Annotated in this window: 20 protein-coding genes; 12 read left to right on the top strand and 8 right to left on the bottom strand. The window is 63.7% G+C overall.

Annotated elements, in window-relative coordinates; genetic code table 11:
- Window positions 1–113 precede the first annotated feature (113 nt).
- Both LB566_RS01230 and LB566_RS01225 read left to right on the top strand, forming a co-directional pair.
- Window positions 114–1460, top strand: a complete 1347-nt coding sequence (locus LB566_RS01230; RefSeq protein WP_224622586.1) for a Ppx/GppA phosphatase family protein — start codon at window positions 114–116, stop codon at window positions 1458–1460.
- Window positions 1461–1485: 25 nt separating this feature from the next.
- Entirely contained in the window at window positions 1486–2199 is a 714-nt protein-coding gene (locus LB566_RS01225; RefSeq protein ID WP_140549122.1) for an RlmE family RNA methyltransferase, read from the top strand.
- A 161-nt stretch (window positions 2200–2360) separates the two neighbouring features.
- On the opposite strand, the gene LB566_RS01220 is transcribed toward LB566_RS01225, so the two are convergent.
- Window positions 2361–3782 carry an MFS transporter gene (locus tag LB566_RS01220; protein WP_224622584.1) on the bottom strand — a complete coding sequence of 474 codons (1422 nt, stop codon included), beginning with the start codon at window positions 3780–3782 and terminating at the stop codon, window positions 2361–2363.
- Between the two features lie 209 nt (window positions 3783–3991).
- Between LB566_RS01220 and LB566_RS01215 the strand changes: the two genes are divergently transcribed.
- The 5 genes from LB566_RS01215 (at window position 3992) to LB566_RS01195 (ending at window position 7351) form a co-directional block, all read left to right on the top strand.
- Window positions 3992–4237 carry a type II toxin-antitoxin system Phd/YefM family antitoxin gene (locus LB566_RS01215; protein ID WP_140549120.1) on the top strand — a complete coding sequence of 82 codons (246 nt, stop codon included), beginning with the start codon at window positions 3992–3994 and terminating at the stop codon, window positions 4235–4237.
- Window positions 4234–4683: a PIN domain-containing protein gene (locus tag LB566_RS01210; RefSeq protein WP_224622582.1), complete on the top strand. Its 450-nt coding sequence runs from the start codon at window positions 4234–4236 to the stop codon at window positions 4681–4683. The genes LB566_RS01215 and LB566_RS01210 overlap by 4 nt, the downstream gene beginning before the upstream one ends.
- A 137-nt stretch (window positions 4684–4820) precedes the next feature.
- A complete protein-coding gene (gene guaB / locus LB566_RS01205; protein WP_224622580.1) occupies window positions 4821–6323 on the top strand; it encodes an IMP dehydrogenase in 1503 nt (500 codons plus the stop codon).
- Window positions 6274–6903, top strand: coding sequence for a hypothetical protein (locus LB566_RS01200; RefSeq protein ID WP_224622578.1), 630 nt, complete (start codon window positions 6274–6276; stop codon window positions 6901–6903). The genes guaB and LB566_RS01200 overlap by 50 nt, the downstream gene beginning before the upstream one ends.
- Before the next feature lie 28 nt (window positions 6904–6931).
- Window positions 6932–7351 carry an MAPEG family protein gene (locus LB566_RS01195; protein ID WP_224622576.1) on the top strand — a complete coding sequence of 140 codons (420 nt, stop codon included), beginning with the start codon at window positions 6932–6934 and terminating at the stop codon, window positions 7349–7351.
- A 30-nt stretch (window positions 7352–7381) separates the two neighbouring features.
- On the opposite strand, the gene rnd is transcribed toward LB566_RS01195, so the two are convergent.
- The 3 genes from rnd to LB566_RS01180 all read right to left on the bottom strand — a co-directional run bounded on the left by rnd (window position 7382) and on the right by LB566_RS01180 (window position 10848).
- Window positions 7382–8533, bottom strand: coding sequence for a ribonuclease D (rnd, locus tag LB566_RS01190; protein WP_224622574.1), 1152 nt, complete (start codon window positions 8531–8533; stop codon window positions 7382–7384).
- A 74-nt stretch (window positions 8534–8607) separates the two neighbouring features.
- Window positions 8608–9852, bottom strand: a complete 1245-nt coding sequence (locus LB566_RS01185) for an MFS transporter (RefSeq protein WP_224622572.1) — start codon at window positions 9850–9852, stop codon at window positions 8608–8610.
- 99 nt (window positions 9853–9951) lie between these two features.
- A complete protein-coding gene (locus tag LB566_RS01180; protein ID WP_318012811.1) occupies window positions 9952–10848 on the bottom strand; it encodes a DMT family transporter in 897 nt (298 codons plus the stop codon).
- A gap of 134 nt (window positions 10849–10982) precedes the next feature.
- On the opposite strand from LB566_RS01180, the gene LB566_RS01175 reads away from it, so the two are divergent.
- A complete protein-coding gene (locus LB566_RS01175) occupies window positions 10983–11822 on the top strand; it encodes a LysR family transcriptional regulator (protein WP_318012810.1) in 840 nt (279 codons plus the stop codon).
- Window positions 11823–12188: 366 nt separating this feature from the next.
- The gene (aspS, locus tag LB566_RS01170; protein ID WP_224623612.1) at window positions 12189–13979 is read left to right on the top strand and encodes an aspartate--tRNA ligase; all 1791 of its coding nucleotides are present in this window, start codon (window positions 12189–12191) and stop codon (window positions 13977–13979) included.
- A gap of 124 nt (window positions 13980–14103) precedes the next feature.
- Here the strand turns inward: aspS and LB566_RS01165 are convergent, their stop codons facing one another.
- Complete coding sequence (locus LB566_RS01165; protein WP_224622566.1) at window positions 14104–15294, bottom strand: hypothetical protein; 1191 nt, start codon at window positions 15292–15294, stop codon at window positions 14104–14106.
- A 309-nt stretch (window positions 15295–15603) separates the two neighbouring features.
- On the opposite strand from LB566_RS01165, the gene parC reads away from it, so the two are divergent.
- Both parC and LB566_RS01155 read left to right on the top strand, forming a co-directional pair.
- On the top strand, window positions 15604–17856 hold the full coding sequence (gene parC / locus LB566_RS01160) for a DNA topoisomerase IV subunit A (protein WP_224622564.1): 2253 nt from the start codon (window positions 15604–15606) through the stop codon (window positions 17854–17856).
- 242 nt (window positions 17857–18098) lie between these two features.
- On the top strand, window positions 18099–19298 hold the full coding sequence (locus tag LB566_RS01155; RefSeq protein WP_140549110.1) for an AI-2E family transporter: 1200 nt from the start codon (window positions 18099–18101) through the stop codon (window positions 19296–19298).
- Here the strand turns inward: LB566_RS01155 and LB566_RS01150 are convergent.
- From LB566_RS01150 to LB566_RS01140, 3 genes are all read right to left on the bottom strand, one after another.
- Window positions 19286–20182: a DMT family transporter gene (locus tag LB566_RS01150; protein WP_224622562.1), complete on the bottom strand. Its 897-nt coding sequence runs from the start codon at window positions 20180–20182 to the stop codon at window positions 19286–19288. The genes LB566_RS01155 and LB566_RS01150 overlap by 13 nt on opposite strands.
- A 126-nt stretch (window positions 20183–20308) precedes the next feature.
- Window positions 20309–21073: an arginyltransferase gene (locus tag LB566_RS01145; protein WP_140494092.1), complete on the bottom strand. Its 765-nt coding sequence runs from the start codon at window positions 21071–21073 to the stop codon at window positions 20309–20311.
- 138 nt (window positions 21074–21211) lie between these two features.
- Window positions 21212–21682, bottom strand: coding sequence for an RDD family protein (locus LB566_RS01140; RefSeq protein WP_140549108.1), 471 nt, complete (start codon window positions 21680–21682; stop codon window positions 21212–21214).
- A 201-nt stretch (window positions 21683–21883) separates the two neighbouring features.
- Between LB566_RS01140 and sthA the strand changes: the two genes are divergently transcribed.
- Window positions 21884–23272: a Si-specific NAD(P)(+) transhydrogenase gene (gene sthA, locus LB566_RS01135; protein ID WP_224622560.1), complete on the top strand. Its 1389-nt coding sequence runs from the start codon at window positions 21884–21886 to the stop codon at window positions 23270–23272.
- The last annotated feature ends 2 nt before the right edge of the window (window positions 23273–23274 follow it).

The following is a 23274-nucleotide window of genomic DNA, read 5'->3' as shown; positions in this document are numbered from 1 at the left end:
GCCACGCGGCACTTGGTGATCCGGGCCGGCGCTGTTAGTCTGGCGGCAACTTGAAACAAAGAAGCGCCTGCTGCGTCCGTTCGCCGGTTCGCGCGGCGCCGGAAGGAACGACAGTGGAAGACCGCGACACCGGCGCCGGCGCGCCGGAGGTGGGCGCGTCCAGCGCTTCCCCGGGCCCGGCAGGCCCGGGGACCGGCAAATGGCAGCAACGCCGGCCGACGGAGCCGCGCTCCGCCGACGGGCAGGCGAGCGACGCGAACCATCATCAAAAGGGCAAGCCCAAGAAAAGGCGCAAACGCCGGCGCGGGCGCAAGGTTTTTGCGCGCGACGGTGTTCGTCCCGCGGTGAACGGAGCGCCGGCGCCCGGTCCTGGCGCGGCGCCAGCACCCGCAGGCATAGCCTCGCCGCCCATCGCGGTGGCGCGGCCCGAACCTGGGGCTCGTCGGCCGCCGATGCCGGAACTGCCGGTATTCGCCGCGCTCGATCTCGGCACCAACAATTGCCGGCTGCTGGTCGCAGTGCCGGCGCGTCATGGCCAGTTTCGCGTCATCGACGCCTTTTCGCGCATCGTGCGCCTGGGCGAGGGGCTCACGGCCAATGGCAAGCTCGGCCAACCGGCGATGGACCGCGCGGTCGAGGCACTGAAGGTCTGCGGTGAGAAACTGCGCAACCGCAAGATCAGGAAGGCGCGGCTGATCGCCACCGAGGCCTGCCGCTCGGCGGCGAACGGCATCGAGTTCCTGGAGCGCGTCGAGCGCGAGGCCGGCCTGAAGCTGGAAATCATCGACCGGCAGACCGAAGCGCGGCTCGCGGTATCAGGCTGCGGTTCGCTGGTCGAGCGCGACACGCAGGGCGTCGTGCTGTTCGACATCGGCGGCGGCTCCTCCGAGATCGCGCTGATCGATCTCACCGGCCGCCGCTCGCCGCGGCTGGCAAACCACATCGTGTCGTGGACGTCGCTGCCGGTCGGCGTCGTCTCGCTGGCCGAGCGTTTCGGCGGCCGCACGGTGACGCGCGAAATATTTGGCGCCATGGTCGACGACGTCGCGGCCCGGCTCGCCGCCTTCGACGGGCGTGACAGGCTAAGCCACCTCAAGGCCAGCCCGAACTTTCATCTGCTGGGCACTTCCGGAACGGTGACGACGCTGGCCGGCGTCCATCTCGATCTCGAACGCTACGACCGCCGCCGCGTCGACGGCCTGTGGATGGACAGGGACAGCGTCGACCGGATGGTCGAAAAGCTGGTCGGCTGGGATTTCCAGCAGCGCGTAGCCAACCCCTGCATCGGCGCCGACCGCGCCGACCTCGTGCTGGCCGGCTGCGCCATCCTGGAAGCGATCCGCGCCGTGTGGCCGTCGGAGCGGCTGCGCGTCGCCGACCGTGGCCTGCGCGAGGGCATATTGAGCGAGCTGATGGCCGATGACGGCGTCTGGCGCAACGATGGACGCGGAAGGACATGATCCCGCTCAAAAAAGAAATCAACCAATGACCAAGAAACCGGAAAAGCCGGGCTCGGCCGGCATTCGCGTGCTGAAGACGCGGATCAAGAAGAAAAGCGGGTTGAAGGAATCGTCGCGCCGCTGGCTGCAGCGCCACATCAACGATCCCTACGTCCAGCGCTCCAAGGCTGACGGCTACCGCTCGCGCGCGGCCTACAAGCTGATCGAGATCGACGACAAGCACCATCTGCTGAAACCCGGCATGAAGGTGATCGACCTCGGTGCGGCCCCCGGCGGCTGGTGTCAGGTCGCAGCCGCGCGGACCAAATCGACCGCGGAAAATCCGCATGTCGTCGGCATCGACTATCTGGAAATGGACGCGGTGCCCGGCGCACCGGTGCTGTTGATGGATTTCCTCGACCCTGAAGCGCCGCGCAAGCTGGCCGAGGCGCTGGGCGGCGATCCCGACGTCGTGCTGTCCGACATGGCGGCGCCCACCACCGGCCACAAGCGGACCGACCACATTCGCACCATGCATCTGTGCGAGGTCGCCGCCGATTTCGCGCTGTCGGTGCTGAAGCCGGGCGGACATTTCCTGGCCAAGACGTTCCAGGGCGGTGCCGAAAACGAGCTGCTCTCGATGCTGAAGAAGAATTTCCGCTCCGTCCACCACGTCAAGCCGCCTGCGTCGCGCGATGAGTCGGTGGAGCTGTATCTACTGGCGAAGGATTTCAAAGGAAGAGAGGCGGGCCGCGAGTAGCGCCTTCCTTCTCCCCTTGTGGGAGAAGGTGGCCTCGCGAAGCGAGGTCGGATGAGGGGTGTTCCAGGGAACGCCAACGCCTCACTCCGCTGGAACACCCCTCAACCGTCTCGGCGCTGCGCGCCGATCCACCTTCTCCCACAAGGGGAGAAGGGAAAAGCTCACTCCCCCGGCGACCTCACCGGTTCCAGCGGCTTGGGCATGGTCAGGCGGCCGTGGCCCGAGACGGCGTTGCCGGCATCCGGCGCGAGCCGCATGAACGACAGCGATGCGGCGGCGGAAATTGCCGCGACGATGAAGAAGGCGCTGTGGAAATCGGCCAGTGTCAGCGACCTGCCATGGATGCTCGTCGATATTTCCAGGATGCCGCCGGCAACCGCCACGCCGAGCGCGATCGACAGTTGCTGGAAGACGGCGGCGATCGGCGTTGCCTTGCTCGTGTCCTCGGCCGAAACCTCGGCGTAGGCAAGGGCGTTGATGCCGGTGAAGAACATCGAGCGGATGAAGCCGCCGACCAAAAGCATGGCGAGCATCAGGAGATAGGGCGTGTCGGGCGTGAACAGCCCGTTGACGGCGATCGACGCGGCAGCCACCAGCGAGCCGACGATCAGCACGCGACGAAAGCCGACGACGCGGAAGATCAGCGCTGTGACGAATTTCATGCCGATGGCGCCGATTGCCGAGACGAAGGTTATCATGCCGGACTGGAACGGCGTCAGCCCGAAACCGATCTGGAACATCAGCGGCAGCAGGAACGGCACGGCGCCGATGCCGATGCGGAACAGTCCGCCGCCAAGCACGGAGGAGCGGAATACCTGGTTGCGGAACAAGTCGAGCGCCAGCAGGGGGTTCCTGGCACGGCGCGCATGCATGAGATAGAGAGCGCCCGACACCAGCCCGACGGCCACGGTGATGAAGCCGGTCGCCGGCGGCAGATAGGGCAAGCTGATCACCGATAGGCCGAACACGACGCCGGACGCCGCCAGCCCGCTCAGCACGAAGCCGATGAAATCGAGCGGCGGCGTCTCCATCGATTCGGTTTCAGGCAGGAAGCGGGTGGCCAGCCAGATGCCGATCAGGCCGATCGGCACATTGATCAGGAAAATCCAGTGCCAGGTGAAGTAGGTGGTGATGAAGCCGCCGATCGGCGGTCCGACCAGCGGGCCCACCAGCGCAGGCACGGTCAGCCAGGACATCGCCGCGACAAGTTCGCTCTTGGGCGTGGCGCGCACCAGCACCAGGCGCCCGACCGGCGTCATCATGGCGCCTCCTATGCCTTGCAGGAAACGCGACACCACGAAGGCCGGCAGCGAGCCCGAAACAGCGCAGGCGACCGAACCGACGATGAACACCGCGATCGCGGCGCGGAAAACGTTCTTGGCGCCGAAGCGATCCGCCATCCAGCCGCTGATCGGAATGAAGATCGCCAGCGACACAAGATAGGAGGTCAACGCCAGCTTGAGCGCGATCGGGCTGGTGTGGATGTCGAGGGCGATCGCCGGCAGCGATGTCGCGATGACGGTCGAATCCATGTTTTCCATGAAAAGAGCGACCGCCAATATGAGCGGAATGGTTCGGTTCAAAGGAACGCGTCCGGGCTTGATTCCAGATGTTGCCGACCGGGAGTTTGCCGGCAGGCAGGGCGGTTATCACGGCTGGACACCAATGTCGTGTTAAATTGCTGTCACTTTTATGCGACCGCAACCTCCGGTGGCGGATGCGATACACAATCGCTTGCAAAAAGCGGGCCTTATCACTATTGTAGTGAAAATAACTACAGGGCGTTATGGTTATGGAAGAGGCCGTTTCGGCAGCCGATGCCAATCGCAGATTTTCTCGCATCCTGCGTGAGGTACGCGAGGGCCAGAGCTATGTCGTGACAAGCCATGGCCGGCCGGTGGCACGGATCGTGCCTGCGGAGAGGCACGAGGGCGTGGCCTCCCGCTCGCGCGCGGCATTGCTGTCGCGGCTCGAACGGCAGCCGATTGCCAATGCAGGACGCTGGACCCGCGATGAGCTCTACGAGGATGACCTGTGAGGGTCGCGCTCGACACCAACATTCTTGCCTACGCAGAGGGCGTTAACAACGTAGACAAACGCGACCACATTCTCGAACTGCTGCGCAAGGTTCCACAGGATGCTGCCATTGTTCCGGTCCAGGTCCTGGGTGAACTGTTCAATGTCCTCGTCCGCAAGGCCGGAAGGTCGCGCCAGGAGGCTCGGGATGCGCTGCTTAGCTGGCGCGACGCGTTCCCGGTTGCCGGGACGACGCCGGAGGTGATGACGATGGCTGTCGATCTTGCGGCGGACCATCGCTTCGGCATCTGGGATGCCGTCATTCTTTCGGCTGCATCCCAAACGGGTTGCCGGCTGCTTCTGTCGGAAGACCTGCAGGAGGGCTTCACCTGGGGCGGTGTAACCGTCGTCAATCCCTTTGCATCGCCGCGCCACGCTTTGCTGGACGCTTTCCTTGGTTCGCAATAGAAGCTGAAGCGTCCGCAACGATCGGCTTTTCTTCCGTGCCGGGACGTGGTACCAGCCACCGCCAATCCTGAAAGGGAAGAAGAGAGTCGCGCTGTCCATCCCGGTCCAGCGCTTTTCCCGCATTCAAAGGGCTGGCCATGGCAAAAATCATCGAAACGTCCACCGGCGCGCTGGCGCTGACCTTTGACGACGTGCTTTTGCAGCCCGGCCACTCCGAGGTCATGCCCGGCCAGACCGACATCCGCACCCGGATTGCCGGCGACATCGACCTCAACGTGCCGATCCTGTCAGCGGCCATGGACACCGTCACCGAGGCAAGGCTAGCCATCGCCATGGCGCAGGCCGGTGGCATCGGCGTCATTCACCGCAATTTCTCGCCGGCCGAGCAGGCCGAGCAGGTGCGGCAGGTGAAGAAATTCGAATCCGGCATGGTGGTCAACCCCGTCACCATCGGTCCCGACGCGACGCTCGCCGACGCGTTGTCGCTGATGCGCACCTACTCGATCTCGGGCATTCCGGTTGTCGAGAATGGCGGCTCCGGCGGCCACAAGAGCGGCCGGCTGGTCGGCATCCTGACCAATCGCGACGTGCGCTTCGCGTCCGATCCGGCGCAGAAGGTCTACGAATTGATGACCCGTGAGAACCTGATCACGGTCAAGGAGAATGTCGACCAGGACGAGGCCAAGCGGCTTCTGCATCAGCATCGCATCGAAAAGCTCGTCGTCGTCGACAAGCAGGGCAATTGCGTCGGCCTGATCACCGTCAAGGACATCGAGAAATCGCAGCTCAACCCGCATGCCACCAAGGACGCCCAGGGGCGTCTGCGCGCGGCCGCCGCCACCAGCGTCGGCGACGACGGTTTCGAGCGCGCCGAGCGCCTGATCGAGGCAGGCGTCGACCTTCTGGTCATCGACACCGCGCATGGCCATTCGCAGCGCGTCCTTGACGCCGTCACGCGGGCGAAAAAACTCTCCAATTCGGTGCGTATCCTGGCCGGCAACGTCGCCACCGCCGAGGGCACAAAGGCGCTGATCGACGCCGGCGCCGATGCCGTCAAGGTCGGCATCGGCCCCGGCTCCATCTGCACCACCCGCATCGTCGCCGGCGTCGGCGTTCCACAGCTTTCGGCCATCATGTCGGCGGTGGAGACCGCGCACAAATCGGGCGCCTCGGTGATCGCCGATGGCGGCATCAAATATTCCGGCGATCTGGCCAAGGCGCTTGCCGCCGGCGCCAGTGCCGCCATGATCGGCTCGCTGCTTGCCGGCACCGATGAAAGCCCCGGCGAGGTCTATCTGCACCAGGGCCGCTCGTTCAAGGCCTATCGCGGCATGGGTTCGGTTGGCGCCATGGCGCGCGGCTCGGCCGACCGATACTTCCAGGCGGAGGTTCGCGACACGCTGAAACTGGTGCCGGAAGGCATCGAGGGGCAGGTTCCCTACAAAGGACCTGTGTCTGGCGTGCTGCACCAGCTTGCAGGCGGCCTGAAAGCCGCTATGGGTTATGTTGGTGGCCGCGACCTTGCCGATTTCCGCGAACGCGCCACCTTTGTGCGCATATCCAACGCCGGACTTCGTGAAAGCCACGCCCATGACGTCACGATCACCCGCGAAAGCCCCAACTATCCCGGCGGAGCCTGATCGGCCCGACCAGGACACGTTCTGGCGCAATCTGGCCGCGACCATCCTGCGGCTGTCGCGCCACGCTGCCGCCCTTTGCACCGCATCGGTGGCGGTTTTCATCGCCATGACGCTCATGGAGTTCTTCTATTTCCGCCAGTTGAGCGGCGGTTTGCCGTCGCTCGACATGCGCGTTTTCGGCTTCACGCCGGATGAAGGCATGGCCTGGCTGACGGCGCTCGGCCGGCGCGGCGGCGAGATCATCCTGGTCTGGCACTATCTGACCTTCGATCTTCTGTTCCCCGCGCTGTTGTCGGTGACGCTGGTCAGTCTGATCCTGGCAACGGGAAGGCGGTTGAGGAATTTCCGCGTGCTTCCGGGCCAGATACAATCGATCTTCGCCCTGATCCTGGTGCTGCCCTACACGATCGCCAACTACGCCCAGAACATCGCCGTGGCCCGCCTTCTGTCGGATTTCCTGTCGGCCAATCCCGATTCCCTGGCTCTCGCCTCGGCGCTGATCGTCACCAAATTCGCGCTGCTCGCAATTCCGGTGATCATCATTACCGTCTTCTGGCTGGTGGCCCAGAAACAGAATTGACCTGTGGGTACCGGGCAGGGGAGGGTTCATGAACCAGACATCGATTTTCTGGCCCATTCTGGCGCACGTGCTGCTGGTCTACATCGTCTATGGCGTCATGGCCCGGCGCAGATATGCCGCCATCGAATCGGGCGAAGCCAAAGTCAGCCAGTACAAGGCGCGCTCGACCGAGCCGGCCTCCTGCGTGACCGTTGCCAGCAATCTCAGCAATCAGTTCGAACTGCCGGTGCTTTTCTATGTGCTGTGCCTGATGCTGCACCTGACCAACGGCGTCAACTATTTGACCTTGGCGCTGATGTGGATCTTCGTCGCGACCCGCTATTTTCACGCCTGGGTTCACCTGGGCAGCAACAATCTGCTCCTGCGCAGCCGGTCTTTCTTCCTGGGGGCAGTGATTCTTTTGCTGGGCTGGATCTGGTTCGCGCTGCATCTGCTCGGGGTGTTTTGAGCAGTACTCCCCTTCGTTGGGGCGCTCCGCCTACAAATCGAACACCGCTATTTTGCGCTTGTCGAACTTGATGCCGATCTCGCCGCGCACCAGCTTCAGCGCCGCCTCTCCGAACACGGCCCGGCGCCAGCCTTGCAGCGCGGGCACGTCGGCATCCTCTCCCTCGGCGGCGATACGGTCGATATCGTCGCTGGACGCCAGGACCTTCGAGGCCACGCCTTGCTTTTCGGCCACGATCCTGAGTAGCACCTTCAACAGTTCCGCGGCGGCACTCGAGCCCTCCGGTGGCTGGAAGGTCTTCGGCAGTTTCGGCATTTGCTCCTTGGGCAATGCAAGGGCGGTGTTGACCGCGCCGAGCAGCGCCGTCGCCGTCGAGGAGCGTTCCCAGCCCTTGGGCGTCGTGCGCAGCTTGGCGAGCGCTGCCGCGTCGCGCGGCGCCTGCTGCGCCACCTCATAGATCGCGTCGTCCTTGAGCACCCGGCCGCGGGGTACGTCGCGTTCGCGCGCCTCGCGTTCGCGCCATGCCGCCACGGCCTGCACGATCGCCAGCTCCTGCGGTTTGCGCAGCCGCATCTTCAGCCGCTTCCAGGCATCCTCCGGATGCGGATCGTAGGTTTCGCGCGAGGTCAGGACGTCCATCTCCTCGTTCAGCCAGTGGGCGCGGTTCTCCCGCTCGAGTTCGGCGCTGAGATGCTGGTAGACCTCGATGAGATGGGTGACGTCGGCAAGCGCATAGTCGAGCTGCTTTTCGGACAGCGGCCGGTGGCGCCAGTCGGTGAAGCGCGAGGACTTGTCGAGCCGCGCGCCGGTGACGCGCTGCACGAGCTGATCGTAGGAAACGCTGTCGCCGAATCCGCAGACCATCGCCGCAACCTGGGTATCGAACACCGGATGGGGAACGAGATCGCCGAGATGGACGATGATTTCGATGTCCTGCCGCGCGGCATGGAAGACTTTGACCACAGCTTCGTTGGCCATCAGCCTGAAAAACGGCTTCAGGTCGATGTCTGGCGACAGCGGATCGATCAGCGCCGTTATGCCGGGCGCCGCCATCTGGATCAGGCACAGGATCGGCCAGAAGGTCGTTTCCCGGATGAATTCGGTGTCGACGGTGACGAAATCCGATTTTTCGAAAGCGGCGAGAACGGTCTCGAGTTCTTTTTGGGTGGTGATGACGTGCATCAAATCGCTTTTGGCAGGAGTAGGGTCTTCCTAGATTTCAGCCGGAAAGGCTTTCGTCAAGCTTTGGCGCTGCGTCACCGCCCCTCCGGCCCGTCCGGATCGCCGTTTCTTCTCGCCAGCCGGGCGAAAACCGTCGAGGTGCGCAAAAGCGCGGTGAAGCGGCTGCGCTTGCCAGCCGGCACGCCCGACCGCGCCCGCATCCGATAGAGAATGACCGCGATGAAGATCGCATAGACCAGGGCGCTGAACACGAACAGCGCGCTCGGGCCAAAATACTGCATTGCCGTCGAGGCGGCGAAAGGGCCGCCAATGGCGCCGAAGGAATAGAACAGCATCAAGGCAGCGTTGATCAGAACGAATTCGCCTGCGCCGGCGCGGTCGTTGGAGTGCGCCGCCGACAGCGAGTAGAGCGGCATGGCGAAACAGCCGAAGATGAAGATGATGATGAAATTCAGAAACGGGTCGGCTCCCGCCACGAACGCCAGCGCCAGCGCCGCGAGCATGGCGCAGCAGGTCGTCGCCAGCAGCACCGAGCGCCGGTCCCAGCGATCGGAGAGATAGCCCAACGGGTATTGGATGAGAGCGCCGCCGAATATGCCGACGCTGACGAAGGTGACGACATCGGCGACCGACATGCCGATCTGCTCGGCATAGACCGGCGAAAGCGTGCGGAACGCGCTGTTGGTGACCCCGACGGCGATGCAGCCGAAACAGCCGAGCGGCGAGATCCGCCAGACGCGCGCCAGGTCGAGCTTGACGTCTTCCGGCGGCGTCGGGTTGGAGCGGTCGCCGAGCGACACCGGCACCAGCGACAGCGTGATCATCATCGACATGATGGCGAAGATTGCGAAACCACCGGCGCCGAAGATCGGGATGAGGAACTGCGCGCCGGTGACCGAGCCGATGTCTACCATGCGGTAGATGGCAAGCACGCGGGCGCGGTCCTTGTTGCTGACCCCGGAGTTGAGCCAGGCCTCCATCACCGTGAACAGGCCGGCGAAGCAGAAGCCGCCGGCAAAACGCACCGCGCACCACATCACCTGGTCGATGACCAGAACCAGGAGCAATGTGCCGGCCGAGGCGGCCGCGGCCAGCGCCGAGAAGGTCCTGACATGACCGACCGCCTTCAGGATGCGGGTGACGGCCAGGCAGCCGAGCAGGAAGCCGGCGAAATAGAACGTGCCCATCAGGCCGATATCGGAGGCCGAAAAACCTTCCTGCGCGCCGCGCAGCGCGATCAGCGTGCTTTGCAGCCCGTTGCCGCCGAGCAGGATGCCTGCGGCGATGAGGAGCGGGATCAGCGGACGGATGGAGGACATCAGGCGATCACATGACTGTGATCCCTTCTTGAACCATCGCTTCCGTCAATGCCAGCGGCAATTCCCCGCGCCAACAGGATGTGTCCGCCGGCATTCTGTTCAAGGAAGCCGGCGACTGCTTCCTCGACGTCCCACGGCGAACCGCCCGGCTGCTCCCGACGCGATGGCTATTCCCGCCAGTACCGCGATGAGCCCGACAATCAGGTTTGCATTGACTTGCTCGCCGAGAAAGACGGCGCCGAAGATCGATGCCGTCACGGGATTCACGGCAACCGAAACGGCAACCAGCGTTGGCGGCGCACGTTCAAGCGCGAACGCCCAGAGGAAGAAAATCAGGGCGCCGCAAATTACGGCCAGGTATCCGCTGGCAACCCATTGAGACCCGTCAAGCGCGGCAAGTCGCGTCAGGCCTCCAGTCAAAATCGACAGCGCCAACAGGCAGGCCGTGCCGACGGCCATGCCAGACGCGGCGAATGATGTCGGCGCGCAGCGGGAGAGAAAGGGTCGCGACCAGACATTGTAGAGCGCCATGCAGAATGCCGCCGCGATCATCAGGAGGTCTCCGCGCCATGCGCCCTGGGGAGCTGTCGTCAGGCTGCTGGCAAGCGCGACAGCCACTCCGGCCATCGCGACCAGGACGCCGACGATCTTGCGCGTCGTCGGCGGTTCGATCCCCAGAACCGCACCCGCCAGCATGGTGAGCACAGGCAGCGTCGAAAGCGCCAGAGCTCCTCGCGCCGCCGTCGTGTAGACAAGGGCCCCGTTGAAGAGCACCGGGAACAGGCCGAAGAACAGCAGGCCCAATGCGGCGGCGCCCGGCCAATCGCTTTTCGCAGGCCACTTGTCCCGCCGCAGAAGCGCTACGGCGGCGAGCACCAGAAAACCACCCCCGAACCGGATCGCGCCGATGGTGAGCGGATCCAGCGAACGCGCGAGATAGCGCGTGGCACCGACGGCGGTGCCGCCAAAGGCGCTGGAGAGAATCGCTGCGAGCACGCCTCCAGTTTCCATCGCTTCCCCCCTGCCAGTTCGGAGCCCAGCGGTATCGGGCAAACCGGGTAAAAGGAATCGAATAAACGCAATGAGCTTGATAAGCTTGCGCTATGAGCAGTCGGAGTCTCGATCCGGAATTGTTGCGGGCTTTCGTCGTCGTTGCCGAGCGGCTCTCTTTCACGCGGGCCGCCGAGCAACTCAATCGAACGCAAGCCACCGTCAGCTTGCAGGTGAAGCGCCTTGAAGAGCGCCTCGACATTTCGCTGTTCCGTCGCTCGACGGCCCATGTCGAGCTTACGGCCGTCGGGGAGGGGTTTCTGATCGACGCACGCCGCATTCTTGCACTTAACGAGCAGGCGATTGCCCGTGTCTTCAACCAACGGGTGGCGGGACGCATCCGGATCGGCGTTATGGAGGACTACGGCACCAAGATCCTGCCGCGCCTTCTCGCCGATATCGCCGTGCGATTTCCGCTCGTGCAGGTCGAAATGGAGATCGGCCTCACCGCGCGGCTGCTGAAACGGCTCGGCTCATCATTTGACGCGGTCATCGCCATGCATCCGGAAGGTGCGGCCGAGGGCGATCTGATATGCCGCGAAAGGGCGATATGGGCGGCGGCGAGGACCCACTCTGTCGAGGAACTCGACCCACTGCCCGTCGCGTTGTCGGACCCTGATTGCTTGTTTCGCGCGTGGGCGGTTGAGGCGCTCGACAGAGCGGGCCGGCCGTGGCGACTGGCCTATGTCAGCCCGAGCCTTGCCGCGACGGAGGCGATCGTCGAGCAGGGCCTTGCGGTTACCGTAGTCAAGGGCAGCATGCTCGCGTCCGGCCTGCGCGATGTCCATCCTGGCCCTTATGTGCCGCCGCTGCCCGGGGCGGAGATTCGCCTTCATCAGGCCGCAACATCCTCCGCTAGCACCGCATTGGTCGTCGATCACCTCGCGCGGCGCCTGCGGCTGTCGAGCCTTGGTTCATAGGGTGACCCTGGCCGGGACGGAGTGGTTCAATCCAGGGCGTCCGAAACTCGGGTTTAAAAAATCCGACGACGGCCAGTCCGCTGGTGCCAGTCCGCTGGTGCCTTGACAGGTGAGGGCAGTTAATGCTACAAACTATCTATGGTGCTGATTTGCGCCAGTGACCCGCCATCCAGGCGGGTTTTTCCGTTTAATGCTCCGTCAGCCAGCGCGCCGGCGAACGCTCCAAAGGTAACTCCGTGAACGCGGGTTCGTTGCCTGTCCCTCCGCCCACTCGCCTTGACAAACCCGGCCTCCCATGCGCTTTTCGCGCAAATTTTCAGGCGGGCTTCTGCCTGCAACCCAGCACCCCGGACCTTACCAATGACAATGCACCGTTACCGCAGCCATACCTGTGCCCAGTTGAGGAAGAGCGATGTCGGCAGTTCCGTTCGCCTGTCGGGCTGGGTGCATCGCGTGCGCGACCATGGCGGCCTGCTGTTCATCGACCTGCGCGACCACTATGGCCTGACCCAAATCGTCGCCGATCCCGATTCGCCGGCCTTCAAGATCGCCGAGACGGTGCGCGGCGAGTGGGTGATCCGCGTCGACGGCGAGGTCAAGGCGCGCTTGCCTGAAACCACCAATGCCAACCTGCCGACCGGCGAGATCGAGATTTTCGCGCGCGAGATCGAAGTGCTTTCGGCGGCCAAGGAATTGCCGCTTCCGGTGTTCGGCGAGCCGGACTATCCGGAGGACATCAGGTTGAAATACCGTTTCCTCGACCTGCGCCGCGAGACGCTGCACAGGAACATCGTGGCGCGCACGAAGATCATCGCCGAGATGCGCAAGCGCATGGGCGAGGTCGGCTTCACCGAATTCTCGACGCCGATCCTCACCGCATCGTCGCCCGAAGGCGCGCGCGACTTCCTGGTGCCGTCACGCATTCACCCCGGCACCTTCTATGCGCTGCCGCAGGCGCCGCAGCAGTACAAACAGCTCATCATGGTCTCGGGTTTCGACCGTTATTTCCAGATCGCCCCCTGCTTCCGCGACGAGGATCCGCGCGCCGACCGCCTGCCCGGCGAATTCTACCAGCTCGACCTCGAAATGAGCTTTGTCGAGCAGGATGACGTGCTTTCCACCATGGCGCCGGTGATGACATCGGTCTTCGAGGCCTTTGCCAACGGCAAGCCCGTCACAAAGGACTGGCCGCGCATTCCCTATGATGTTGCGATGCGCAAATACGGTACCGACAAGCCGGATCTGCGCAACCCGATCGAGATGCAGGCGGTCTCCGACCATTTTCGTGATTCCGGCTTCAAGGTCTTCGCCAACATCCTGGCCAACGATCCCAAGGCCGAGGTCTGGGCCATTCCGGCCAGGACCGGGGGCAGCCGTGCCTTCTGCGACCGCATGAACAGCTGGGCGCAAGGCGAGGGGCAGCCCGGATTGGGCTACATCTTCTGGCGCAAGGAAGGCGAGAAAATCGAAGGCGCGGGTCCGCTTGCCAAGAACATCGGCGAGGAGCGCACCGAGGCGATCCGTCTTCAACTGGGCCTTGCCGATGGCGATGCCGCCTTCTTCGTCGCCGGCGATCCAAAGAAATTCGTCTCCTTCGCGGGCGCTGCGCGCGCCCGCGCCGGCGAGGAACTGAACCTTGTAGATCGCGACCGTTTCGAGCTGTGCTGGATCGTCGACTTTCCGTTCTTCGAGTGGAACGAGGACGAGAAGAAGATCGATTTCGCCCATAACCCGTTTTCGATGCCGCAGGGCGGCATCGACGCCCTCAACAACCAGGAGCCGCTCGGCATCAAGGCGTTCCAGTACGACGCCGTGTGCAACGGCTTCGAGATCGCCTCGGGCGGCATCCGCAACCATTTGCCCGAAACCATGGTCAAGGCCTTCGAGATGGTCGGCCTGGATCGCCAGACCGTCGAGGAACGCTTTGGCGGCCTCTACCGTGCGTTCCAGTACGGCGCGCCGCCGCACGGCGGAGCGGCATTCGGCATCGACCGGGTGGTGATGTTGCTGGTGGGCGCCAAGAACCTGCGTGAGATCACCATGTTCCCGATGAACCAGCAGGCTTACGACCTGTTGATGAATGCGCCGTCGGAAGCCACGCCGCAGCAGCTTCGCGACTTGTCGCTGCGTGTCGCGCCGATCAAGAAAGAGGCGTGACGGCGCTTCGGACGGAGCTTTAAAGAACCCTCCGAAGCGACTCGTTCGATTTGAGAATCCCAGACAAAAGCCCGGCATCGCTGCCGGGCTTTTCGCATCCTGAAGCAAGTCGAGGTCGCTTCGATCAGTCTTCGTTGGCCTTGACGGTGACGCCGAGCGTCTTCGGCAGGTCGGTCGGATTGGACATGGCGCCCGCCATGATCAGCGCGAACGGCACCGACGCCGGCGGCTTGGCCGAGATTTCGAGGCTCTTCGGGTCGTCGAGATATTTGCCGACCGCCGCCGTTACCTGCGCCGTCAGCTCGGGATTGTTGAGCTGCGCCATGCCGAACGGCACGATCGCCTTGGCCTGGTTGGCGATGTCCTTGCCCGACATGCCTTGCTGCTTGCCGACATAGTCCAGCACCTTGTTGGTCAGCGAATCGTCGTCGAAGCGGATCGAGGCGCTGTTGAAGGAAAGCTGCTGCAGCAGCCCGAGCATGGCCATGCCTTGTGCAGAATTGTCGGCGCCTTCAGGCCGCGCCGCCATCTTCTTCTGCATTTCCTGCAGCGACTTGATGAAGTCGAGCGTGTAGCCGCCCAGGTCGAAGGTCATGCCGAGCGTGCCGGCATTCTCGACCGAAATGTTGTATTTCGACAGCTCCATCTTGCCGTCCGTGGGCTGCCAGGTGCCGGCCATCTCGAAATTGCCCGCAATGTTCTGGTAGCCGAGTGCGTTGATGACTTCCTTCGACTTGGGATCCTCGACCAGCGTCAGGTCGGCATTGAACTTCTCGGTGGTGCCGGTGAATTCCATCGCCTTGCCGTCCGCCGGCGGCGTGATCTGGATGGCAAGCCCGTCCATCGAGAAAGCGGTCTTGTCGGCGATCTTGACCGTCATCTTCGAGAGTTCGGCGGACTTGTACATCATCAGCGAGCCCAGCGGGCCTGTGGCGCCATCGGCCGGAACCATCATGTCGTGGATGACGAGGGGGCTTAAATTGAGGGTGACGCCGTCCTTGCTATGTTCGAAGGCCGAGGTCGACACGGTTGCGATATCATAGCCGCCATTGGCTTCGGTCACGCCTTCGAGCTTGACGTCGCCTATCGCAAGGGCTTCTTTTTCCGCGCCCGGTTTGATGGATACGCCCTGCAACACCATGCTGGCGTTGTCGCCGGTCACGCCGGTCCAGGAGATGTTGACGCCCTGCGCGGCAAGTGCCGCCTTCAGCCGGTCGGCGACCGCGGTGTCCTGGGCGAGCGCCGCGTTCAGCGGCAGTGTGAGCAAGAAGGTCGAAAAGGCGAATTTCCTGAGAGTCGAGCGTTTGATTGTCATCGCGAATGCCCCTGCGAGTGTCCTGAAAATTATTTTTCAATTTTTGGCGCCATCACCCTTCAGTGACGAACTGGACGGGAAAAAGGCGCATCCCGCCACAATGGTCAAAAATCGCGGCGAAAGGCAAACCCGATCCGAACATGCTGGAGACCGGGCCGCCGAGCGTCGCGCTTCGCAATAGAGACGGCATGTAACGGATTGATGTTGGCTGGCGGGCTTGCCTGCGGCTTCGTGTTGCAGGGCAGGGCATGCACCCGCTTCAAGGCTTGCCCTCTTGCCGCGAATCACCCGCTCGGCTAGTTCCAGCCCATGGGAAAAAGGCTTTTGCCGCCTGACAATGGTGGCGGCGATCATATCGAACCGGTCGATCTGAAGAAGGCGCTGGAAGAGCGCTATCTTGCCTATGCGCTGTCGACCATCATGCACCGGGCGCTGCCCGATGTCCGCGACGGGCTGAAGCCCGTCCATCGCCGCATCATGCACGCCATGCGCCTGCTGCGCCTCAACCCCGACCAAGGCTTCGCCAAATGCGCCCGTATCGTCGGCGAGGTGATGGGCAAGTTCCACCCGCATGGCGACCAGTCGATCTACGATGCGCTGGTGCGGCTGGCGCAGGATTTCTCGATGCGCTACCCCTTGGTCGACGGCCAGGGCAATTTCGGCAACATCGACGGCGATAACGCCGCCGCCATGCGCTACACCGAAGCGCGCATGACCGATGTGGCGACCGAGCTGCTCGCGGGCATCACCGAGGACGCCGTCGACTACCGGCCCACCTACAATGAGGAGGACGAGGAGCCGGTGGTGCTCCCGGGCGCCTTCCCCAACCTGCTGGCCAACGGCTCGTCCGGCATCGCGGTCGGCATGGCGACATCGATCCCGCCGCACAACGCGGCCGAACTTTGCGACGCCGCCCTCCACCTGATCGAGCATCGGGACGCGCCGGTGGCGAAGCTGATGGATTTCGTCCAGGGCCCGGATTTCCCCACCGGCGGCATCATCGTCGACAGCCGAGCCTCCATCCTCGAAGCCTACGAAACCGGTCGCGGCGGCTTTCGCGTGCGGGCAAAATGGAGCCAGGAAGACCAGGGCAGGGGCACCTGGAGCATCGTCGTCACCGAAATCCCCTATGGCGTGCAGAAGGCGCGGCTGATCGAGAAGATCGCCGAGCTCCTGATGGCGCGCAAATTGCCGCTGCTCGAGGACATCAGGGACGAAAGCGCGGAGGACATCCGCGTCGTGCTGGTGCCCAAGAGCCGCTCCGTCGATCCCGGTATCCTGATGGAATCGCTGTTCAAGCTCACCGAGCTTGAAAGCCGCTTCCCGCTCAACATGAACGTGCTGTCACGCGGCAAGGTGCCTAACGTCCTGTCGCTGAAAGGCGTGCTGCAGGAATGGCTCGAGCATCGCCGCGACGTGCTGATCCGCCGCTCGAAACACCGCCTCGGCGAGATCGAAAGACGGCTGGAGATCCTCGCCGGCTACCTGATCGCCTATCTCAATATCGACGAGGTGATCAAGATCATCCGCGAGGAGGATGAACCCAAGCAGGTCATGATGGCCCGCTGGTCGCTCACCGACACCCAGGCCGAAGCCATTCTCAACATGCGCCTGCGCGCCCTGCGCAAGCTGGAAGAATTCGAGATCCGCAAGGAATTCGACGGCCTCACCGCCGAAAAGAAGCAGATCGAGGCGCTGCTTGCGTCCGAAGCCAAGCAATGGGCGACGATCAAGTGGGAGGTCGCGAGCCTGCGGGACAAATTCGGCCCCGAGACCGAGCTCGGCAAGCGCCGCACCCAGTTCGCCGATGCGCCCGAGCATGACCTGACCGACATCGCGCATGCCATGATCGAGCGCGAGCCGGTCACCGTGGTGGTTTCGGAAAAGGGCTGGCTGCGGGCGATGAAGGGTCATCTGACCGACCATTCTCAGCTTGCCTTCAAGGAAGGCGACAGCCTGAAACTAGCCTTCCATGCGCAGACGACCGACAAGATCCTGGTGTTCACCACCGGCGGCAAATTCTACACCATCGGCGCCGACCGGCTCCCGGGCGGGCGCGGCCATGGCGAGCCGATCCGCATCATCGTCGACATGGACAACGACCAGGACATCGTCACCGCCTTCGTCCACGATCCGAAGCGCAAGCTGCTGCTGGTCTCGCATGACGCCAACGGTTTCATCGTGCCGGAGGAAGAGGTCGTCGCCAACACCCGCAAGGGCAAGCAGGTGATGAACGTCAAGGCGCCCGACGAAGCCAAGCGCTGCGTGCCGGTCGGCGGCGATCATCTGGCCATCGTCGGCGAGAACCGCAAGATGCTGGTGTTTCCGCTGTCCGACATTCCGGAAATGAGCCGCGGCAAGGGCGTGCGGCTGCAGAAATACAAGGATGGCGGGCTTCTCGACCTCAAGCCGTTTACGCTGGAGACCGGTCTTTCCTGGCAGGATTCGGCCGACCGCACCTTCACAAGGTCGCGCGAGGAACTGGCCGAATGGATCGGCGCCCGCGCCTCCGCCGGCCGCATGGTGCCCAAGGGTTTCCCGAGGACGGGGAAATTTGGATAATTTCCCCCCTCGTGGGGGAGATGTCGCCGAAGGCGACAGAGGGGCTCGACCGGACGCAACCTCATACTTGAACGGAGTATGCTAGCGCCTTACGCAGCGACCCCTCTGGCCTGCCGGCCATCTCCTCTCGAGGGCCCTCGTGGCGGAAATCCGCCGCTTCACCATCACGATTTGGACTATCGTCACGATTGCTGCACTATATCAGTGCACAGCAGCCGAATGGGCCGGGGAGAGACGAGCGTTTGAAGGAAGCGAAAATCCAGAGACCGGGGCAGCGCCTGTTCGGCCTGTCGACGCCGCTCAGGGCCGCCGTCATCCCACCGCTCTCGGCGGCGCGCTGGCTGCTGGTGCTGATCGTTGCCGCCGGCGTCTATTTCTTCCACGGCTTCCTGTTCCCGGTGCTGGCCGCGCTGGTCATCGCTTTCGCCAGCTGGCCGCTCTACCGGCGGCTTTTGGCCGGTGTCGGCGGCAACCGCACCATCGCCGCCACCTTCGCCATATTGTTCATCCTCGCCTTCCTGGTGATACCGATCGCGCTCGCGGGCACCTACGCCATCAACGAGGTGCGCGAATGGGTCGGCTGGGCGATCGAGACCAATCGGCACGGCGCCCCGACACCGCACTGGATCGCCACGCTGCCTGTCGTGGGAGAATGGCTGAACCAGCAATGGACGACCAATCTCGGCCATCCCGGCGGCATCGGCGAACTGATCCAACTGGTCAGCGGCGCCAATATCGGCAGCATCTATCGCGGCGCCCTTGCCGCCGGCGGCAGCGCCTTCGGCCTGCTTTTGACGCTTCTGTTCATGATGATCGCGCTGTTCTTCGCCTATCGCGACGGCGAGCATTTCGCGGGCCAGGTCGACCGGCTCGGCGAGCGCATCCTGCCGACGAGGTGGGAGCGCATCTCGCGCGTCGTGCCGGCGACCATTTCCTCGACCGTCACCGGCATGACCGTCATCGCCATCGGCGAGGGGCTGGTGCTGGGTATCGCGTATTGGCTGGCCGGCGTGCCGTCGCCGGTGACGCTTGGCGCGCTGACCGGCGTCATGGCGCTGATTCCCGGCGGAGCGCCGCTCTCCTTTACGCTGGTTTCGATCTATCTCGCCGCCAGCGGCTCACCGGTGGCCGGCCTGGCTTTGTTCATCTGGGGCACGGTCGAACTGTTCATCGTCGACAAGACCTTGCGACCGAAGCTCGTCGGCGGACCGATAAAACTGCCCTTCCTGCCGACCTTTTTCGGCCTGATCGGCGGCGTCAAGACGATGGGCTTTCTCGGCCTGTTCATCGGCCCGGTGCTGATGGCGCTGCTGGTGGCGATCTGGCGCGAATGGCTGCGTGAGGTCGAGATGATGGACGAGATGCCTGCTTCCCCGGAACAGGAAGGCTCGCCGTCGCTGATCGAGATCGACGGCGAGGCAAAGAAGATTCAGGCAGGATGACGCACCGTAAGGGCGGCGCGGCGCCTGCGTCCGTCATGCAACTGCCACACCGAATGGACCACCAATGTGACGATCAGGATCGCGCCGCCGATCAGGCTGTTGCGCGACGGCGCTTCGGAAAAGATCAGCCATACCCACACCGGCGCCAGCACGGTCTCCAGAAGGTAGAACATCGCCACTTCCGGTCCGGAGATGTATTTGGGGCCGGCCGCCAGGCAGAAGAACGAGATCGGCATGATCACGGCGCCGTTGAAGATGATCCACCAGGGCGCGCTCACATGGATGCCTTCGCCTGACACCATGAAGGCCGCCAGCACGAGCGGCGGAACAACCCCGACCAGCGCCGTGAAGCCCATGTCCTTGCCGCTGGCCCGCGAAATGGTGATGGCCACGGAAATGAAGAAGGCCGAACACAGCGCCATGAAATTGCCGAACAGATGTCCGGTGCCGACCGATCCGCCGACGATTACCAGCACGCCGAGGATCATGACCAGCATCGCCGCGAGCGTCACCGCCCGCGGTCTTTCCCGGAGAAACAACCAGGACAAGAGCGCGGCGAACACCGTGTTGAAGGCCAGGATGAACACCAGGTCGGCGGTCGAGGTGTGGAAGACGGCGGTGACGAAGGTGATCGAGGTCAGCCCGTAGCATATCGCGGCCGCCAGTCCCGACCAGCCTGGAATGAGCTGCGGGGCGTTTCGGCTCAGCACCCGCCAGACCGCCCAGATGATCATTGCCGCGATGAAGGTGGTCCCTCCGCGCAAGAGCAGGATCGTCCATGCGCCGCCATCGGCGAGCCGGATCAGCGGAATGTCGACGGTCAGCGTCAGGCCGCCAATGGCGGTTATCAGAAGGCCCTTCTGGTGGTCGCTGTGGGAACTCATATGCAAACTTTCGTAATGAAATACGGACGGAGCGGCCGATCGGCGCAATGACGCACTCTCCCGCCAAGCGGCTGAAAGACCAGCATCCCCTGCGTTGAAACAGTTAAACGTGGATCTTGGAAAAACTCAGCGTGAGACCGCTTCGTTGGTGTAGCGCTCCCAGCCTTTCGGACCGAGATGCTCCTGCGGCATGAAGCGCATCTTATAATTCATCTTGCGCGAGCCGTTGACCCAGTAGCCCAGGTAGACATGGGGCAGCCCCATTGCCCTGGCGCGAGCGATGTGATCGAGGATCATGAAGGTGCCGAGAGACCGCTCCTCGAAGTCGGGATTGAAATAGGAATAGACCATCGACAAGCCGTCCGCCATCTTGTCGGTGAGCGCCACAGCGATCAGCTCGCCCTGTCCCTTGCCGGTGATGAAGGTGTCGGGTCCGCGCCGGCGGTATTCGATGACCTTGGTGTCGACATGGGTGTCCTCGACCATCATGGCGTAGTCCAGAACCGTCATGTCCGACATGCCGCCGCGGCGGTGGCGGGCGTCGAGATAGCTGCGGAACAGCGAATATTGTTCGGTCGAGGGCTCGGCATTGTGCATGGCGCCGACAAGATCGGAATTGTGCTGCAGCACGCGCTTCATGTTGCGGCTGGCGACGAATTCCTGCGCCAGGATGCGTACGGAGACGCAGGCGCGGCAGGTTTCGCAGGCCGGCCTGTAGGCGATGTTCTGGGAGCGGCGGAACCCGCCTTGCGTCAGGAGATCGTTCATCTCCGACGCCTTGTCGCCGACCAGATGCGTGAACACCTTGCGCTCGAACTGGCCGTCGAGATAGGGGCACGGCGACGGCGCGGTCAGGAAGAACTGCGGCGACTGGGTCGGGTGCTGCGTCATCGAGTCTCGGAAACACTCCTTCGAATCGCTCTACCTTTGGCGCGGAAAGCGAAAAATTCAACAGGATTGTGAAGGCGTGGCCATGTGGACGCCTTCACATTTGCGCCGACGCCGCGGCGATGCTTGCGAAAATGCCTCTTAGCGGCCGGTGCGGCTGACCACCGTGCCGAGCAGCAGGTCGTGCAGCGTGCGCTTGCGATCGGCAAACAGCGTCACCAGCAGCACCAGCGGCGACAGGATGACGTTGCCGGCCCAGAACAGCACCGAATGGACCACCGCCGTGAGCCCGTCGATCGGCCTGCCGTCGAGCCGGTCGAGCCGGATGCCCATCATCTTCATGCCCGTGGTCGCCTGGTCGGCGCTGCCAAGCGTGTTCCAGATGTAGAGAATCGCGACCGCCGGGACCAGGACGCCGAACAGCATCCAGCCAAGCCCGAGGGTCAAAAGCCCGAGGAAAAACACCAGTATGGCGACAGGGATGGTGAGCAGCGCGACAATGACATAGTCGATCATGACCGCCAGGACACGGCGCGTGCGCACGCCTTCATAGACCCTGACGTCGTCGAGCCTGGTGTTGATGATTTCGCCGTCGAGAACGCGAGCGTTCATGTCATTTCCTCGTAACAGGGGCCTGCTTAGCCTGCGCCCCACCTGCTGGGAAAATGGTAAAGGCTGATGACGGAATCAAGATCGGGCCTTCGCCGGTAAGCAAGGCGGGCGAAGCGGCCGGCGGGCCGGTTGAATTCGCGCCTGACATGGCGTTAGCTTGTTGCGGCGCACCAAAAGCGCCGAGGGGCAGGGACGGGCAGGATGGACTACGACATGCTGGTCATTGGCAGCGGCCCTTCCGGCCGTCGTGCCGCTGTGCAATCGGCCAAGCTCGGCAAATCGGTACTGGTCGTCGACAGGGGGCGGCGCCTGGGCGGCGTTTCCGTGCACACCGGCACCATTCCGTCGAAGACGCTGCGCGAAACCGTGCTCAATCTCTCGGGCTGGCGCGAGCGCGGCTTCTACGGGCGCGGCTACCGGGTCAAGCAGGACATCTCGGTCGGCGACCTGGTCGAGCGCCTGCACAAGACCCTCGACCACGAGGTCGAGGTGCTGCAGCACCAGTTCATGCGCAACACGGTCAAGAGCGCCCGTGCCGCGGTGAAATTTCTCGGGCCCAACAGGGTCAGCCTGACATCGGACAATGGCGACTACAGCGAGGTCGGCTTCGCCAATGCGCTGATCGCCGTCGGCACGAGGCCGCACCGGCCGCGCGACGTGCCGTTCGACAAGAGCCGCGTGTTCGACAGTGACGAGATGCTCGAGCTTGACCGCTTGCCGCGCACGCTGACGGTCATCGGCGCCGGCGTCATCGGGGTCGAATACGCGACGATCTTTTCGGCGCTCGACGTGCCGGTGACGCTGGTCGAGCCGCGCAACACGATCCTCGATTTCGTCGACCGCGAGATCGTCGACGACTTCATCCACCAGATGCGCGACCGCGGCATGACCATCCGGCTGGGAAGCGCCGTGAAGGAGATCGCCTCGAGACCCGACCATGCAGAGGTCACGCTGGCCGACGGCCGCACCATACGTTCCGAGATCGTGCTCTATGCCGCGGGCCGCACCGGCAATGTCGGTAGCCTCGGCCTCGACGCGGTCGGCATCGAGGCTGACTCCAGGGGACGCATCAAAGTCAATCCGCATATCTTCCAGACCAGCGTGCCCAACATCTACGCCGCCGGCGACGTGATCGGCTTTCCGAGCCTGGCCTCCACCTCGATGGAGCAGGGCCGGGTGGCCGCCTGCCATGCCTTCGGCGTGACCTTGCCGCCGCCGCCGGAAACCTTTCCTTATGGCATTTACGCGGTGCCAGAGATCTCCACCGTCGGCCAATCCGAGGAACAGGTGCGCGAGAGCGGCGCCGCCTACGAGGTTGGCGTGGCGCGTTTCCGCGAGACCTCGCGCGGCCACATCATGGGCGTCAACACCGGCTTCCTGAAGCTTCTGTTCTCGATCGAGACGCGCCGCCTGCTCGGCGCGCATATCGTCGGCGAGGGCGCCACCGAACTGATCCACATCGGCCAGGCGGTGATCAATCTGGGTGGCACGGTCGACTTCTTCGTCAACAACACCTTCAACTATCCAACGTTGGCCGAGGCCTACAAGATCGCCGGGCTGGACGCCTGGAACAGGATGGGGCAGGGATAGTC

Origin of the sequence: Mesorhizobium sp. CA13, from assembly GCF_020165235.1 — a bacterium.
Classification (GTDB): domain Bacteria; phylum Pseudomonadota; class Alphaproteobacteria; order Rhizobiales; family Rhizobiaceae; genus Mesorhizobium.
Note: the sequence above shows the minus strand (reverse complement) of the source record. Positions and strands in the feature narration are given on the sequence as shown.

Coding starts and splice junctions, on each gene's coding strand:
- LB566_RS01185 (WP_224622572.1), bottom strand. CDS start 9,852: ATGTCCTCCATCCGTCCGCTGATCCCGCTCCTCATCGCCGCAGGCATC.
- LB566_RS01145 (WP_140494092.1), bottom strand. CDS start 21,073: ATGACGCAGCACCCGACCCAGTCGCCGCAGTTCTTCCTGACCGCGCCG.
- LB566_RS01215 (WP_140549120.1), top strand. CDS start 3,992: ATGGAAGAGGCCGTTTCGGCAGCCGATGCCAATCGCAGATTTTCTCGC.
- rnd (WP_224622574.1), bottom strand. CDS start 8,533: ATGCACGTCATCACCACCCAAAAAGAACTCGAGACCGTTCTCGCCGCT.
- LB566_RS01195 (WP_224622576.1), top strand. CDS start 6,932: ATGAACCAGACATCGATTTTCTGGCCCATTCTGGCGCACGTGCTGCTG.
- LB566_RS01225 (WP_140549122.1), top strand. CDS start 1,486: ATGACCAAGAAACCGGAAAAGCCGGGCTCGGCCGGCATTCGCGTGCTG.
- parC (WP_224622564.1), top strand. CDS start 15,604: ATGGGAAAAAGGCTTTTGCCGCCTGACAATGGTGGCGGCGATCATATC.
- aspS (WP_224623612.1), top strand. CDS start 12,189: ATGCACCGTTACCGCAGCCATACCTGTGCCCAGTTGAGGAAGAGCGAT.
- sthA (WP_224622560.1), top strand. CDS start 21,884: ATGGACTACGACATGCTGGTCATTGGCAGCGGCCCTTCCGGCCGTCGT.
- LB566_RS01150 (WP_224622562.1), bottom strand. CDS start 20,182: ATGAGTTCCCACAGCGACCACCAGAAGGGCCTTCTGATAACCGCCATT.
- LB566_RS01165 (WP_224622566.1), bottom strand. CDS start 15,294: ATGACAATCAAACGCTCGACTCTCAGGAAATTCGCCTTTTCGACCTTC.
- guaB (WP_224622580.1), top strand. CDS start 4,821: ATGGCAAAAATCATCGAAACGTCCACCGGCGCGCTGGCGCTGACCTTT.
- LB566_RS01200 (WP_224622578.1), top strand. CDS start 6,274: ATGACGTCACGATCACCCGCGAAAGCCCCAACTATCCCGGCGGAGCCT.
- LB566_RS01140 (WP_140549108.1), bottom strand. CDS start 21,682: ATGAACGCTCGCGTTCTCGACGGCGAAATCATCAACACCAGGCTCGAC.